Annotated in this window: 12 protein-coding genes; 6 read left to right on the top strand and 6 right to left on the bottom strand. The window is 27.1% G+C overall.

The annotated features are described in order from the left end of the window. Window positions 1-4 precede the first annotated feature (4 nt). The 3 genes from BFL38_RS09830 to BFL38_RS09820 form a co-directional block, all read right to left on the bottom strand. Window positions 5-2,269 (bottom strand): methyl-accepting chemotaxis protein, encoded by a 2,265-nt coding sequence (locus tag BFL38_RS09830; RefSeq protein WP_069726873.1) that lies wholly within the window; start codon window positions 2,267-2,269, stop codon window positions 5-7. A gap of 215 nt (window positions 2,270-2,484) precedes the next feature. Next, on the bottom strand, window positions 2,485-4,725 hold the full coding sequence (locus tag BFL38_RS09825; RefSeq protein ID WP_069726872.1) for a methyl-accepting chemotaxis protein: 2,241 nt from the start codon (window positions 4,723-4,725) through the stop codon (window positions 2,485-2,487). Between the two features lie 69 nt (window positions 4,726-4,794). Beyond that, window positions 4,795-5,598, bottom strand: coding sequence for a flagellin N-terminal helical domain-containing protein (locus tag BFL38_RS09820; protein WP_069726871.1), 804 nt, complete (start codon window positions 5,596-5,598; stop codon window positions 4,795-4,797). A gap of 231 nt (window positions 5,599-5,829) precedes the next feature. On the opposite strand from BFL38_RS09820, the gene BFL38_RS09815 reads away from it, so the two are divergent. The 5 genes from BFL38_RS09815 to BFL38_RS09795 all read left to right on the top strand — a co-directional run bounded on the left by BFL38_RS09815 (window position 5,830) and on the right by BFL38_RS09795 (window position 11,058). Next, entirely contained in the window at window positions 5,830-6,960 is a 1,131-nt protein-coding gene (locus BFL38_RS09815; RefSeq protein ID WP_069726870.1) for a glycosyltransferase family 4 protein, read from the top strand. Window positions 6,961-7,040: 80 nt separating this feature from the next. Continuing rightward, window positions 7,041-8,918 (top strand): AMP-dependent synthetase/ligase, encoded by a 1,878-nt coding sequence (locus BFL38_RS09810; RefSeq protein ID WP_069726869.1) that lies wholly within the window; start codon window positions 7,041-7,043, stop codon window positions 8,916-8,918. A 94-nt stretch (window positions 8,919-9,012) separates the two neighbouring features. After that, window positions 9,013-9,723, top strand: a complete 711-nt coding sequence (rlmB, locus tag BFL38_RS09805; protein ID WP_069726868.1) for a 23S rRNA (guanosine(2251)-2'-O)-methyltransferase RlmB — start codon at window positions 9,013-9,015, stop codon at window positions 9,721-9,723. Window positions 9,724-9,868: 145 nt separating this feature from the next. Next, window positions 9,869-10,234: a hypothetical protein gene (locus BFL38_RS09800; RefSeq protein ID WP_069726867.1), complete on the top strand. Its 366-nt coding sequence runs from the start codon at window positions 9,869-9,871 to the stop codon at window positions 10,232-10,234. 11 nt (window positions 10,235-10,245) lie between these two features. Then, window positions 10,246-11,058 (top strand): hypothetical protein, encoded by an 813-nt coding sequence (locus BFL38_RS09795; RefSeq protein ID WP_069726866.1) that lies wholly within the window; start codon window positions 10,246-10,248, stop codon window positions 11,056-11,058. Between the two features lie 85 nt (window positions 11,059-11,143). On the opposite strand, the gene BFL38_RS09790 is transcribed toward BFL38_RS09795, so the two are convergent. From BFL38_RS09790 to BFL38_RS09780, 3 genes are all read right to left on the bottom strand, one after another. Then, complete coding sequence (locus tag BFL38_RS09790; protein ID WP_069726865.1) at window positions 11,144-12,349, bottom strand: dicarboxylate/amino acid:cation symporter; 1,206 nt, start codon at window positions 12,347-12,349, stop codon at window positions 11,144-11,146. Between the two features lie 216 nt (window positions 12,350-12,565). Further along, entirely contained in the window at window positions 12,566-13,033 is a 468-nt protein-coding gene (gene mscL / locus BFL38_RS09785; protein WP_069726864.1) for a large conductance mechanosensitive channel protein MscL, read from the bottom strand. Window positions 13,034-13,591: 558 nt separating this feature from the next. Then, complete coding sequence (locus BFL38_RS09780) at window positions 13,592-14,074, bottom strand: Spy/CpxP family protein refolding chaperone (protein WP_069726863.1); 483 nt, start codon at window positions 14,072-14,074, stop codon at window positions 13,592-13,594. Window positions 14,075-14,258: 184 nt separating this feature from the next. Between BFL38_RS09780 and BFL38_RS09775 the strand changes: the two genes are divergently transcribed. After that, window positions 14,259-16,514 (top strand): aconitate hydratase, encoded by a 2,256-nt coding sequence (locus tag BFL38_RS09775; RefSeq protein ID WP_069726862.1) that lies wholly within the window; start codon window positions 14,259-14,261, stop codon window positions 16,512-16,514. Window positions 16,515-16,827 lie beyond the last annotated feature (313 nt).

The following is a 16,827-nucleotide window of genomic DNA, read 5'->3' as shown; positions in this document are numbered from 1 at the left end:
TATTTTAAGAATCTTTTATACCTGCAATTCTTACAAACTCTTTATCCCATACACCAATATGTTCTATTAGAAGTTGAGCTAAAAGTTCTGAGAAATCAGTTGCTATCTGACGCCAATCACTGCTTGATTTAAATGCTTTATATTGATCATCAATAGCTCTTTCAAATCTTCTATGTTCTTCAAAATGTTCTTTAATCTTATGATATTTATCTTTATGTGCCACCTGTATTTTTTGTTCTTCAGCAAAATGGTATTTAGTATAATTAATAGCCCCCTTAAATGCTTCATCAACATCCTCTTTTACACCATTATATAAAGCAGAATGAACTTTATTAGCATATTCTATAATTTGAACATGCTGACCATCTATAGTTTTATTATGAGTATAGTACTGATCAAGCCATTCTAACTTTCTAGCACCAACCTTAAAGAAAGACATAGCATTTGATAACTGCTCCATCTGATCTTCAAGTTCTTTAGATGATTCATGCATAGATGAAACCAATGTACTATTATCTTGAGTTTGTGCATCCATATTGGACATGGCACTATTTATACTGTCTATACCTATTAACTGTTCTTTAGTAGTATTAGCCATATCAGCAATAACTTTTGTAGTTTCTTCAATTTTACTTTCTATATCTTCAAATAAAGTTCTAGACATATTAGCAGAATCAGTTGCCTTTTTTACCTTATCATTACTTTCTGTAATAAATGAAGTAATATTATTAACAGAACTTTGAGTAGTCTGAGCCAAATTTCTAACCTCAGAAGCAACAACAGCAAATCCTCTTCCCTGATCTCCTGCTCTTGCCGCCTCTACAGAAGCATTCAAAGCCAATATATTAGTCTGAAATGCTATATCTTCAATAAACTTTACTAATCCGCTAATCTTTTGACTATATTCAAAAGCCTGACTAGTATTTTGAGCTGTTTCTGAAATAATGCTTCCAGCTTCTTCTACAGCATTTCTTGCATCCGTCATCATATCATTGATAATAGAAGCATTCTCTGCTGTTTTCTTTATGGTACTTGATATCTCTTCTGTAGCTTCAGCTGTCTTTTCTAAATCCGATGCCTGATTCAAAGTTCTTGCAGCTAAATCTTTATTTGAATATGATAGAGAATATGCTGTCCTCTTAGTCAAAGCAACATTTGAATTAGCTACATCGATAATATCTCTTATAGATGTTTTTATATTATCAAAACTTTTTATTAATTGTCCTGTTTCATCTTTTCTGTTCAAATATACATTATTTATCTCAAAAGTTAAATCTCCTTTAGATATTAAATTTGCTAATCTCAAAGCCTCTTTTAAAGGAGATGTTAATCTTCTTGTAAATGCTACAATAATAAAAGTTACAATTATTATTATAGCTATTCCAAATAATATAGAGAATATAATAGTTTTTCCTAATGAAGAATATAATTCATTTTGTAAAATAGTCATTATGATGTACCAATCTGTATTATCTACATTGTAATATGACATCAAATATTTTTGATTATCATGAATATCCTTATAATGCGTAATACCATTTTTATTTTTTACAACCTCATCATAAGGAAGATAACTTTCTGCAGTAGTTAAAATTTTATTCTTGTCATTATGAGCTAATATTTTTTTATTTCCATCTATTATAGAGATTTTTCCGCTTTCTCCTATTTTCACATTTAAAATATATCCGTTAATCAAATCTCCCCAATCTATATTTCCAGATAATACACCTATAACTCTGCCTGTATTATCTTTTATTCCTGACCATATTCTATAAGTAGGATTTCCTGTGGCAACTGATTTACTTATACTTGCCTCACCTCCGGAATTATATCCGCCGGCAACAAACTTCTTCCAACCTTCATCATTTCTATCCATACTTACATTATTAAGAATACCATTCTCAGAATCGATTATAGCATTTCCATTTAAATCTAATAATATAAAATTAATGAATGAATTTTTTGAAGTCTTGAAATATTTCAAAGCTTCTTCAGCTCTAAGTTTTAAATCTTCATCTTGAGGGTTTAATAAAAAATTTATTAATGCTTCAGAGGTAATAAAATTACCCATAGAAGAAGTATTATCCTCTAACCAAAGATTGATTAAATTTTTATAAGAAATTGATGTAGATTCAAATCCGCTATCAACAGCATCATCTATAGCCTTTGTACTAAAAAATAATACAATTCCAACGCTAAGTAATATAGATATAACTATAGCAGTTATAAACAAAACAGGTATTTTAAATCTTAAACTATATATTTTCATACTTTCTCTCCGAAGTATATTTTTAATTATAATGTAGAATAATAACACTTATAAAAATAAATTTCAATATAGTATTGTAATCTTATAAGTATTGGTTATTAATAAGTATATATAATTACCATTTACTAAAATAATTATATAATAAAATATAATAAAAGTTTTTCATATTGCAAAATTTTTTATAAATAATATCGTATATATACAAAATTTTATTACTATATTCCAGCTATTTTTACAAATTCTTTATCCCAAACTCCTATATGCTGAATAAGCCATTTACTCAAAATATTTGCCATATCCATAGCCGTATTTTTCCAATCATTAGCATTATTTAGCTCTTTAATTTTCTTATCAACTAAATTTTCAAAACTTCTATGCTGTTCAAAATGTTCCTTAATCTTTTTATATTTATTAGAATTAGCATTTTGAAGTTTCTCTTCATCGGAAAAATGGTATTTAGTATAATCTAAAGTCATATTAAAAATATTTTTCACTCTGTCTTTATCATTTTCATATATAGCAGAGTATATATCATTAATAAAGTTAATCAATTTCATATGCTGTTCATCTATATGAGCATTATTAGTATTATAATTATCCGACCAATCTATATGATGAACACCTGTTTTAAAGAAACTTATAGCACTAAAGAAATTATTAGTTTGCTTTTCTAACTCTGAAGACGAATTTTTCATAAGCTCTACTAAATTGGCATTATCTTTAGTTTTAACATCTATACTGAGCATAGAATTATTAATTTTAGAAACATCTTCATGCTGTCTGTCTATCCTTACAACCATATCCTGCATTATATTAGTCGTATTTTCTATTTTCTTTTCTATCTCCACAAATAATTTTTGCGACATATTAGCAGAATCAGTAGCTTTTTTTATTTTATCATTACTATCTTCTATAAGCAAAGTGATATTTTTAGCAGATTCCGAAGTGCTTTGTGCTAAATTTCTAACCTCAGAAGCAACAACAGCAAATCCCCTTCCCTGCTCTCCAGCCCTAGCAGCCTCTACAGAAGCATTTAATGCCAATATATTAGTCTGAAAAGCTATATCTTCAATAATTTTTATAATATCACCTATCTTCTTACTAGATTCAAATACAAGTTCAGTATTTTTAGCCGTATCAAATATTATAGCTCCGGCATTATTTATTTCATCTCTAGCATCCATCATGCTTTCGCTCATAGTTTTCATATTACTTGTAGATTCATCTATAGCCATAGAAATATTTTTCATAAACTCTGTTGTTTCATTTATATCTGAAGCCTGAGATATTGTTCTAGCAGATAAATCTTTATTAGAATAATAGAGGCTGTATGCAGTTCTTTTTGTCTGAGAAATATTTGAGTTTACTACTTTAATGATATCCTTTATAACTTTTTTCATCTTATTAAAGCTATTTAAAATATCACCTATTTCATCTTTTCTTTTTAAATATTTATCTGATATAACACTAGTTAAATCACCATTAGAAATGCTTTCTGCCTCTTTAACTGCTTCTTTGATAGGATACATAACATACTTACAGAATAACCAAATTACAATTATAGAAATAATACTAAGAACTATTCCTACTACAATAGGAAGTATAAGCATAAACTTAACAGGATTGTAAAGTTCACTTTCAGCTATAGTTACCACTATATACCAATAAGGATAAATAATAGTATTAAAATAAAGCATATAAAGTTTGCCGTCTTTATCTTTATAATGTTTTATTCCTGTTTTTAGCTCTTCAATATCTTTTAAAGGTTCAAATTGGGAAAGACTAGTTAATACTTTAGTTTCATCTTTAGAAGCTATTATATTCTTATTTTCATCTATTATGACGATATTTCCTGTTTCCCCATATTTATAATTAGATATAGAATGTCCTATAAAATCAGCCCAATCAATATGATATGATAATACTCCAATTATATTACCATTAGCATCATTTATATCCGAATACATTTTAAACACAGGCTTTCCTGTTATAGACGACTTAGAAATCCATATTCTTTCATTTTTGGTATTATTTCTATAAGAATAAAAATCAGAATCAGAGCCATGATTATAATTCATTAAGCTGCCGCCTTCTGAATCCAGCAAAACTTTTCCCTCTGTATCTAAAATTACAAAATGAAGTGAGGATTTCCTATAATTTTTAAATGCTGAAAGACTATCAACTGCTATTTGAGTATTTTCTTCTGTCCTATCTAATAAATAATTGATAATACTTTCATTTGTAGAAAAAGAATCTACCCTTGATTGTTGTTCTTCTATCCATAGATTAACCGTACTTTCATAAGCAACGGCTGTAGTTTCAAATCCATTTTGAGCCGCTATATCAACGGACTTCAATGATATTAAAAACATTATAACAGTTATTACAAATATTGATAATGTAATAGAAAGTCCCATAATAAGCGGTATTTTAAATGTTAAACTATTAAGTTTCATTTTTTAACCCTTATTATAAAATTTTTACGCAATTATATCATAATTGTAAAATTAAATCAAATTATGATGCTATCTTAATAAATTCAAAGCATCTTTAGGTAGATTATTAGAATGTACAAGCATAGCTAAAGCAGACTGAGATTTTATTGAACTTATAGCTTCAAAAATAGAAGCTTCAGCTACATCTCTATCCATTTTTTTACTGCCGTAAGCAATGACATTCTCATAAGAAGTCATAAGTCCTTGAATATATGTATTAAATCTATTTTTATAAGCTCCTAAATCAGATCTTTGTTTAATAACATATCCGATAGCTTCATCTATTATTCCTATAGTTCTATTTGCTTTACTTACAGAAGATACAGAAATATAACTATTGAGTTCATTTTTCAATTTCAAAGAATTGGCTGTCATTGTAGCAATATAAATTCTTTTTCTCTGATCTCTGCTTGGTCCTATATGAATCCACATACTTGCTGATGCATTAACAGTGTTTGAAAATCTTCCTGTAAAGATATTTAAAGTATTAAATTGTGCCTGACTAGCTACCCTATCTATTTCATCTATTAAACTTGATACTTCTGCCTGAATATATGCCCTGTCAGAATTATTGTATATTCCATTTGCAGATTTTACAGATAATTCTCTAATACGCTGCAATATATTTATTGTTTCATCCAAATATCCGTCAGCTGTCTGTATAAATGATATTCCATCCTGAGTATTTTTTTCGGCACGAAGTATATATCTCCTCTGCACTAAAGGTCCCTTATCACCTGCAAATAAACTAGGAAATTTTTTCTTATGTTCAGTTGAATTAAATTTTAAATATCTGTTTGCTCTAATTGCATTAATATTATTTGTTATTATCATAAAAAACCCCAATTATTCATTTATTTAATATCTTATAATAGATAAAAAATATTTTCAATAAATTATTTATTATTATCGGTATTAATTATAGAATTTTATTGTATTTATTAATTTTATTCTATATAAATGAAATAAAATAAAACTTTTAATATTATTTTATTTTTTATAAATGTAATTTTTTTAGGTTTATAATATAATTAAAATTATTAAAAAATAAATCATTATTATGAAATGAATAACTATAATATAAAAAAATTAGCTATACTTCATCCGACTTTCGGATATAATGGCGGTGCTGAAAATGTAATACTTTCATTTTCAAAGTATTGTCATAATTTAAATATAGAAATAACTATATATACATATAAGCTAAGAAATAATATTCCAAATTATATAAAACAGATAAAAACAGATATAAAATTAAATCCTTTTATTTTTAATAAAGTTTCCAAATTTCTAGCAAATGAATTAAAGAATTATGATGCTGTTTTAATACATAATTTTCCGGCATCTATATTCTTTGGCTTTGCATCAAAATATGCACAAAAAAATAATATTAAACTTCCAAAAAGTTTTTGGTATTGTCATGAGCCTAGTGTAAGACTTTACGGATATGATGATAAAAGCTATAAAAAACTTCAAAACACATGGGATATAATTGCAAGATATACAATGTATTTAGATAGATTAGGAATAGATAAAATAAATTATATAATGTCAAACAGCATAAGAACTAAAGAGGCAGTAAAAAGAGTTTATGATAGAGAAGCTGAAGTCATATATCCTTGCATATCTGATATAGAAAATATTATGCCTATCAGTGAAGGAAAATATTTTCTATACATAGGAAGAATAGAAAAACCTAAAAACTTGGAAAAGGCTATTATTGCCTTTAAATCATTTATTGAAAAAATAGAAGATAAAGAATTAAAATTTATAATAGCAGGAAAAGGCAGACATGAAAACTATTTAAAAAAACTAACAGAAAAAATAAATATGCATAATAATATTATATTTAAAGGTTTTGTAACTGATGAAGAAAAGAGAGAATTGATGAATAAAAGCTATGCTTTAATAATGCCAGCTGTTAATGAACCATTTGGTCTTACTGTGATAGAAGCATTGTACTCTTCATGTATATCTATAATATCAAATAAATCAGGGGTATATGAAGCAGTTAAAGATTTGTCTATTAATTGCGATATGGAAAATATAGATGAAATAGAGAACTCTATACTACTTGCATATAATGATAAAAATATAAAAAATAATATTATAAACGCTTCAAAATCTATATTAAATGTATTTACAGTATCATCATATAGTGAAAATGTAATAAAATATATATCAAATCGCTTGTAATATTTTTAATATGTATTATAGTTATAATTGACTATGTATCATTTTATAGTTAAATAGTGATAATTAATTATGGAGAGATTATGAAAAATTATACATCTATACCTAGTGCATTTTTTGAAACAGTAAAAAAAATGCCTCAAAGTCCTGCTTACAGATACAGAGATAATAACGAAGAAAAATTTACAATCACATATAAAAAACTTTATGATAAAATAAATGCTATTGCTAAGGCATTTGATGTTAAAGGATTATCAAAAAAACATGTAGCAATATTCTCAGAAAATAGAATAGAATGGTTTATATCAGATATGGCGCTTTTAGCATTAGGTTCTGCTGATGTTCCAAGAGGCATAGACTCTACATCTGATGAATTAAATTACATAATAGAGCATAGCGAAGCACAAGCTGCTCTAGTAGAAAATGAATATGTTTTTAACAAGATAGAAAAACATCATAAAGATCTATCATTAATAGTTTTTCTTGACAGTTCTAAACATGATCCTGATAATAATATATATTCTTTTGAAAAGCTTTTAGAACTTGGTGAAGAGAGTTTAAACGGAGATGAAGAGTTTGCTGTAAAAAAAGCATCAAAATTAACTAATGAAAGTACAGCAACTATAATATATACTTCCGGAACCACAGGAAAACCAAAAGGCGTCATACTCACACATGGAAATATACTTCATAATATAAGAGTGCTTCCGGATATAATAAAATTACATCCGGGAGAGAAACTTCTCACTATACTTCCTATTTGGCATATATACGAGAGAACAATATCTTATGTAACATCAATAACAGGTTGTTTTACAGCTATTACAAATAAGAGATATTTAAAAAATGATTTCACAGAAGAAAAACCTGATATATTTATTTCCGTACCTGCAATATGGGTTAATATATATAATACGGTAATGAAAAACATAGACAGAAAAGGTACAATAGCTAGAAATCTTGCAAAATTTTTCATAAAAAGATCTTTAAAATATATAAGAAGCCTAAGGTTTCAGAATGATTTAGTTTATTTATTAGGAGAAGAATCTAAAACCCACAAAAAATCAGAATACAGTATAGGAATATTTGATCCTATTTACCATAAAATGGCAAAAAAAATGGTATATAGTAAAATATTAGAATTAACAGGCGGCAAAATGCGTCTTACTATATCAGGAGGCGGAGCTTTACCTATGTACATAGAAGACTTTGTTGAAGCGGTAGGAATAAATTTGGTTGTAGGATGGGGTATAACAGAAACTTCTCCTGTTGTTACATTGAGATCCCCTTATAAAAATTACAGAGGAACTTGCGGTGCTCCAATACCAGAGGTAAAAATAGAAATTAGAGATAAAGAAGGAAATATATGTAAAGACGGAGTTATGGGAGTATGCTATATAAAAGGTCCTAATATTTTTAAAGAATATTATAAAGATCCTGAATTAACTAAACAGGCAAAAGTTGATGGATTCTTTAATTCAGGAGACTTAGGGGCATATACTCAGCAAGGTGAAATAGTATTAACAGGAAGAGCAAAAGAAACAATAGTTCTGCTTACAGGTGAAAATGTGGAGCCTCAGCCTATAGAAAATAAAGCATTGGAATCACCTTATATTTATCAAATAATGCTTATAGGACAGGATAAAGCTTCAACAGGAGCTATTATAGTTATAAATAAAGAAAATATAAAAGAATATTTTGATAAACATAAAATTCCTTATGATGAAAATACCCTCTCCTCTTCAAGAGATGTTTATAAATTAATAAGAGAAGAATTAGATAATTTAATTAATTATAAGAACGGATTCAGACCTTATGAATCTATAGCAAAAATGATAATTACAGATGAAGAGTTTACAATAGAAAATGGGCTTTTAACTCAGTCTTTAAAAATAAAAAGAGCTAATGTTATGGAAGCATATAAAGATAAAATAGATTCTTTATATGACAGAATTAAATAATTCCTAATTCATTTATAATTTTTATATACCTATATAACATTTAAAAAAATTATTTTTAATGTATAATAAAAATAAAAATTTAGGAAAATAAATAATGTTCATAACAAGTAAAAATGCAATAGTTGAAGCTATATCAAAAGATTTAGTAAAAACTTTATATATAAAATTTCCAATTTCTAAAAGAGAAAAAGATATTATAAAATTAGCTGAAAAAAAGAAAGTATCAATTAAAAATGTTGATAAAAATGAAATGGAAAAAATTGTAGGAAAAATATATTCTGTAGCTGCAGATATAGATGAAAATGCTGAAATAGGAATAGAGAGTTTTATAGAAAAAGCATTTGAAAGAAGAGAAAATCCTTTAATATTCATATTAGATTCTATAACCGATGTTCATAATTTAGGTGCTATAATAAGAAATGCGTATTTTTTTGACATAGCAGGAATTATAATGCCGAAAGATAACTCTGCCCCTATTAATGAAAAGGTTTATGAAATATCAGAAGGAGCAGCATATCATTTACCTATATCTATAGAAACTAATTTAAATAGAATTATAGATTTTATGAAGGATAAAGGTTTTTGGATATATTATGCAAGTGAAAAAGGTGAAACTTCATTAGAAGATTTTAAATTTAACTCTCCTACTGCAATCATATTAGGTAATGAACATAGCGGAGTTAGAGATATATTAAAAAAAAATTCAGACGGAAGTGTTATCATAAATTCTTCTACTGATTTTGATTCTCTAAATGTATCTGCCGCATCTGCAATCATAGGTTATGCTTATTCTATTTACAAATAGATATTATTATTATTTTTTATTAATATTAATTAATATTGTTATATAATAATGTATATATAGATTTTTTTACTTGCAATAATAGTAAAAAAGTATATATTAAATATATAGGATATAAAATTTAAGGCATAATATATGGAGATTTAAGATGCCTATAGCACCTTTAGACTTGCAACAATTATATATGCAGCAATCGCATATAGGCCGTATGGAGCATGTAAAAATGGCTGCAAAAACCATTGCAATGCAGTCAGAAGATAGAGATATACATAGAGATTCCTATATAAAAGATTCTACAGTTGTAAAGTCTGAAAATATATCTGATGAAACTAAGGTTAAAGAAAAAAAAGATGAGCAAAGACCAAAAGATAATGGATATATGTCATATAGAAAAAAGAGCAAAAAAAGAATGGCAGATAATATTGATGATGATGAAAAAAATAATATTATAGAAATAGAAGAGGTTTCAGCAACAGAGAAAACTAAAGGTTCAAAAATAGATTTTTTAGGATAATTAATCTAATTATGCAAATTGTAATATCTATAATTATTAATATAGTTATATTGGCAGTTACCCTACCGCTATTTTATATTTATATAGTTTCAAAAGCTAGGGAAAGACTAGAAAAAGAAACTATGTCAAAAGCAAGAGAAGAAATAGAAGCTTTAGTAAAAGAATTTAATAATATAGCTTTATCAAGAATATCAATATTAGAAGATTCCATAGTAAGAGCAAATAGATTGGTAAAAGAATTAAATAACTTTCAAAGTGATAAAAAAGATAATGATATTAATAATACCACTATAACAGTAAAAGAAGATATAAAAGAAGATATAAAAGAAAATATAAATAAAAAAGAAGAAAAAAAACTTGATGTTTCAATACAAGAATCTAATAATACAGAATCTAATACAGTGATGAACAATGAAAATAAAAATAAGAAATTGGATATAAGAGTAGAAGATAATAATATAAAAATAAACTCTAAAATAGAAACAAAAGAAAAAAATGCAGAAGTAAAACCTAAACCTAAAAAAAATAACATAGATACAGCAGCTAAAGCAATAGACGATGAAGCAAGAAGAGAAGTTATAGAAAAATTAAGAAATAAATTAGACAGAACCATTAAAACAAATATGGCAATATATGATAAACCTATAGAAGATAAAACTATAGCATTTGTTAATGAACCATTAGAAAATACAGTAAAAAATTCTAATAAGAATGAAGATATAATAAAACTATATAAAGAAGGTTTAAGCAAAGAAGAAATAGCCAAAAAATTAAATTGTTCTATAACGGAAATAGATATAGTAATAGATTTAAATATAGATTGATTTAATAATTTAAGATTAATAATTTAAATAAAAAAACCGCCTATTAAAATTAATTAATAAGCGGCTTTTTCATATTATGACAATTTTATGCGTCTGTTTTTACAACTTTTTTCTTATAGATTGTATCAACTATAACACCCAAAGCATTATCACCGGATACATTACAAGCAGTACCGAATGAGTCTTGAGTTATGTATAAAGCAACCATTATAGCACTTAAAGGACTGTCAGGACCGCCAAGACCAACCATATAAAGGAAAGGCAAAGCTGTCATTATTGAACCGCCAGGAGCACCAGGAGAAGCTATCATGGCTATACCAAGCATAGCAATGAAAGGAAGTACTGTAGTGTAAGAAATAGGTATTTGATTCATTAAGCATACTGCTGTAGCACAAGCTGTAATTGTTATCATAGAGCCTGCCATGTGTATATTAGCACAAAGAGGTACTACAAAATTTCTTATTTGTTCAGATATACCATCTTTTTCAGCACATTGTAAATTTACAGGTATTGTAGCAGCTGATGACTGAGTACCTAAAGCTGTTGCATATCCGGCTATTTGGTTTTTTATAAGCATAAAAGGATTTTTCTTTCCTATTGAACCAGATACTAAGAATGCTATCAATAAATAAAGTAAATGCATTATTATTACAACTATAAATACTTTCCATAATATTCCTAAAATTACGAAAGTTTTTCCAGATCTAGTCATATCTACAAAAGTACCGCAAATGTAAAGAGGCAATAAAGGAATTATAGATACGCGTAAAACTTTATCTATAATAGTTGATAATTCTTTAAAAACATTGTATAAATATTCCCCTATTTCTTTTCCTCTCATAGTAGAAATACCAAGTCCTATTATGAAAGCAAATAAAACTGCTGCTAAGGTATCCAAAAGAGGGGTTACTGTTATTGATAGATAAGGTGAAACAGAGTTTCCAGCAGCATCAGCTATTCTTTGAATATCATTAGGACTCATAAAACTAGGAAATAGATTATAAGATACTAAAAAAGATGCTGAACCTGCTATTAATGTAGAACCGTAAGCTAATACACAAGTTACAAGAAGCAAAAATCCCGAGCCTTCTTTTAAATCAGCTATACCCATAGACACATAGGAAACTATCATTAGCGGTATTACAAACTTTAGATAAGAGCTAAATATTCCAGATGCTGTAACAATAATTCTTGATATTACTTCTGGTATAAAATGCTGTCCAAAGAATATACCGAGCAGAATTCCGATGATTAGTCTAGGTACTAATCCAAGTTTAAATTTTTTTTCCATGTATTTCTCCTAAATTAATATGTATATTATATAATATATACAAAAATATTAATCTGTAAATAGATAACACATTTTTTTTAATTCTATTATAATAATAACATAATAAAAACACACTATATTACTATATACAATATCTAAAAAATACAAAATTTCACTATAAATAATAAAGTATGTAAATAAAAGTATTATAAAGACACAAAAAAATATTTTAAATAATTATTTAATAACCAAATCAGATGTACAATTTGGGCATTTTACTGCATTAATATTAATACTAGAACAACAATATGGGCAAGTTTTTTCTTTTAATTCTTTATCATCTTTTTCTTTTTTTAAAATTTTTGCCTGCATTCTATTAAATAACTTTATTATCAAAAAAATAGCAAAAGCGGTAATAATAAAGCTTATAATAGTATTCAAAAAAACTCCTACACTAATAACAACAGCACCAGCTTCTTTAGCAGCTGCTATAGAATTATAAACTCCAATATTATCAGAACCTTTTTTAAGAACTATAAATATGTTAGAAAAATCTATACCGCTTAATAGCATACCTATAGGAGGCATTAATATATCATCTACAAAAGAATTAACTATCTTTGTAAATGATGCTCCAATAACTATACCAACAGCCATATCCAATATACTTCCTTTCATAATAAAATTTTTAAACTCTTTTATCATAAGAATATCCTATAAGATTTTTTAATTTTATTATATATTAAAAATTAAAAAGATACACATTAAATATTAATATTATAAAAAATAATACTAGAGTTATTTTAAAACTAAACTAATAGATAATTACACTATTTTAATTTTTAGTGTTTTTTTTGTTTTATAAACATAGCTTTGCTGCAAACGATCTGCATGCATTCGTTAATACAACTTATTTTGTTACACTCTCATCCTCTCGAGGCATACCAAAGAAATGTGCAGCATATACTAAATACACCTTCGACGAAAATACTATATATTTCTATACCAAAATATAAAACATGATTCTTATAATTGATAAATTACTAAATCTTCATATATAATCTTGTAAAGTGCTTTTGAAACAAGTATAATTTACATACTGAATATGTATGATAGAAAGAAAAATATACGGTTAATAAATTTTATTATATTAATAAATTGTATAATTTAGAGTTATATTAATTTTATTAAATAAATTATATGTTTAAGGAGGCTATTTATTATATTAGCCCCCTTCTTATAATCGTATATATATTTTATAAATTATCTGTAATAATAGTATCTCATTCTATAACTATTTAATTGTGCTAATTGTTCATCTGTCAAAACATCAAGCATAGAAACATCTTTTTCTACTCTAAGATAGTCTATTTCTTTTTCTAAATCTTTCTTTTGATTTATTAAATCTTTTATTATATTTAAGTCTATATCAATTTTTTCTCTTTCCATTCTAAATTTATAGTCTATATTTCTTTTTTGATATTCTAAATCATTAATTTTTAATTCATATTCATAATTAATAGAGCTAATTTGATTAAGCTGTTCATCTGACAAATATATACCTGCATTTCTGCACATTCTGTATATATCGCCTTTAGGTCCTCCTGCTCTAGGTCTTGGAGCTGGTTCTCTTCCTCTTGGAGGAACATCATAACCTGCTGCTGGAGGAGGCGGAGGTACTTGGGCAAAAGCCATAGATGATATTAAAGCTATAATAAGTGTTGTTAATAATATTTTTGTTTTCATTGTTTAATCTCCTAATATTTATTTTTTATTTTATTTTTATTTGATTATTTCTATTTGCTTTATTAGACGATAAAAATAATAAAAAGTTCCTAAAAAAATAAAAAAATTATTATACTATTGATAAAAAATGAATATTGTTATATAGTAATACTATATGTAAATATTATTATAAAAGGTATTAATCATGGAAATTTACGACATTGAAATGATAAGAAAATTCTATTCAAACTATTCTAACAAAGTTAATAATGTAAAACAAAAATTAAACAGAGCATTAACATTATCAGAAAAAATACTATACGCTCACCTATACGATGAAAAAAGTATAAAAGATTTTAAAAGAGCAGAAGACTATGCAGATTTCAGACCAGATAGAGTGGCAATGCAAGACGCTACAGCTCAGATGGCACTTCTTCAGTTCATGAATGCTGGAAAAACATCTTCTGCCGTACCTGCTACAATACATTGCGATCACTTAATAGAAGCATGCAAAGGTGCTGAAGAAGATTTGAAAAATGCACTTAATATAAATAAAGAAGTTTATAATTTTTTGGAAAGCGTTGCAAAAAAATACGGACTTGGTTTTTGGGAAGCAGGTTCTGGTATAATACATCAAATAGTGTTAGAAAATTACGCTTTTCCTGCTGGTATGATGATAGGTACAGACTCTCATACTCCTAATGCTGGAGGACTTGGAATGCTTGCCATAGGTGTTGGAGGAGCTGATGCTGTGGATGTGATGACTGGTATGGAATGGGAATTAAAAATACCTAATATAATAGGAGTAAAATTAACAGGTTCTCTAAACGGTTGGGCTAGTGCTAAAGATGTTATATTAAAATTGGCAGGCATTTTAACAGTAAAAGGTGGAACTAATTCTATTATAGAATATTTCGGAGAAGGTTCTTCTACCATATCCGCTGCTGGAAAGGCTTCAATATGCAATATGGGTGCTGAAGTGGGTGCTACTACTTCAATATTTCCTTATGATAATAATATAAAAGAATATTTAATTGCTACAGGACGCGAAGAGGTTGCAAAATTAGCAGAAGAAAATATTAATAACTTAAAAGCTGATAAAGAAGTATATGATAATCCAGAAAAATATTATGATAAAATAATAGAAATTAATTTATCTGAATTAGAACCGTACTTAAACGGACCATTTACTCCAGATGCTGCATGCACTATAAGTGAGTTCGCCAAAAAAGTAGAAGAAAATAAATACCCTACTGCTATGGAAGTGGGATTAATAGGTTCTTGTACCAATTCATCTTATCATGATTTAAGTAAAGCTTCCTCAATAGCACGTCAGGTTATAGATAAAAAATTAAAAGTAAAATCAAAAATAATAATTAATCCCGGTTCTGAAGCGTCATATAATGCTGCATTAAGAGACGGCATAATAGATGACTTCAAAAAAATAGGTGCTGTTATAATGACTAATGCCTGCGGACCTTGTATAGGACAATGGAACAGACAAGATAAAGATAATACAAGAGCAAACTCTATAGTAACATCTTTTAATAGAAACTTTGCAAAACGCACTGATGGTAATCCTAATACTCATGCATTCGTTGCTTCTCCAGAAACTGTAATGGCTTTGAGTATAGCAGGTGATTTGAGATTTAATCCTCTTAAAGACACTCTTACAAATGAAGAAGGAAAAAAAGTTAAACTCGATGCCCCTATAGGAATAGCTTTGCCAAAAAACGGATTAAACACAGAAAATAAAAAAAGACAGAATAATCCAGACCCAAAAATTGAAATTGTAATAGATAAAGATTCTAAACGCTTACAATTACTAAAGCCCTTCGATAAATTTAATATTAATGATTTTAATAATATGCCTCTGCTTATAAAAGTAAAAGGTAAATGCACTACAGATCATATATCAATGGCTGGACCTTGGCTTAAATTCAGAGGACATTTGGAAAATATATCAGACAACATGTTAATGGTGGCTGTTAATTTCTTTAATGATAAAACAAACTCTGTATTCAATCAATTAAATAATGATTATGAAGAAGTGTCAAAAACAGCTAAAGAATACAAACAAAAAAATATATCATCTGTAGTAGTGGCAGAAGAAAATTACGGAGAAGGTTCAAGCAGGGAACATGCAGCAATGGAGCCTAGATTTTTGAATGTTAAAGCGGTTTTGGCTAAAAGTTTTGCTAGGATACATGAAACAAACTTAAAAAAACAAGGTATGCTTGCCATAACTTTTGCAGATAAAAATGATTATAATAAGATACAGGAAAAAGATAAAATAACCATATTAGGACTTGATAATTTTAAGCCTAAACAAAACTTAACTGTTAAACTTATTCATGAAGACAGAAGCGAAGATACATTTGAGGTTATGCATACATACAATGAAGCACAGATTGAATGGTTTAAAAACGGCGGGGCTTTGAACACTTTAATGAAAAATTAAGTTTAAGTTATAAAGTTAATTAAATGTATGGCATATCTTAAATGTAAGATTTAAGATATTTGTATATTAGAACTGTTGAAATTTTATAAATGTATACATTTAATTATAAAATATATAATATGATTTTATCTAAATAAATAATATATAAAAATGCAGTCTTTTGGCTTCTTTGTGTCACGCCACTGGCGGAAGCGTACAAAAGAAGTGGGGTTTTGCGAAGCACGCAGAGCGGGGCACGACTGTGTACTTCGTAGGCAAAGCCCCAATCATTAAAACTGTAAATATTATTTTAAATTTATTGTATAAACATATC

The organism is Brachyspira hampsonii, assembly GCF_001746205.1.
Lineage (GTDB): Bacteria > Spirochaetota > Brachyspiria > Brachyspirales > Brachyspiraceae > Brachyspira > Brachyspira hampsonii_B.
Note: the sequence above shows the minus strand (reverse complement) of the source record. Positions and strands in the feature narration are given on the sequence as shown.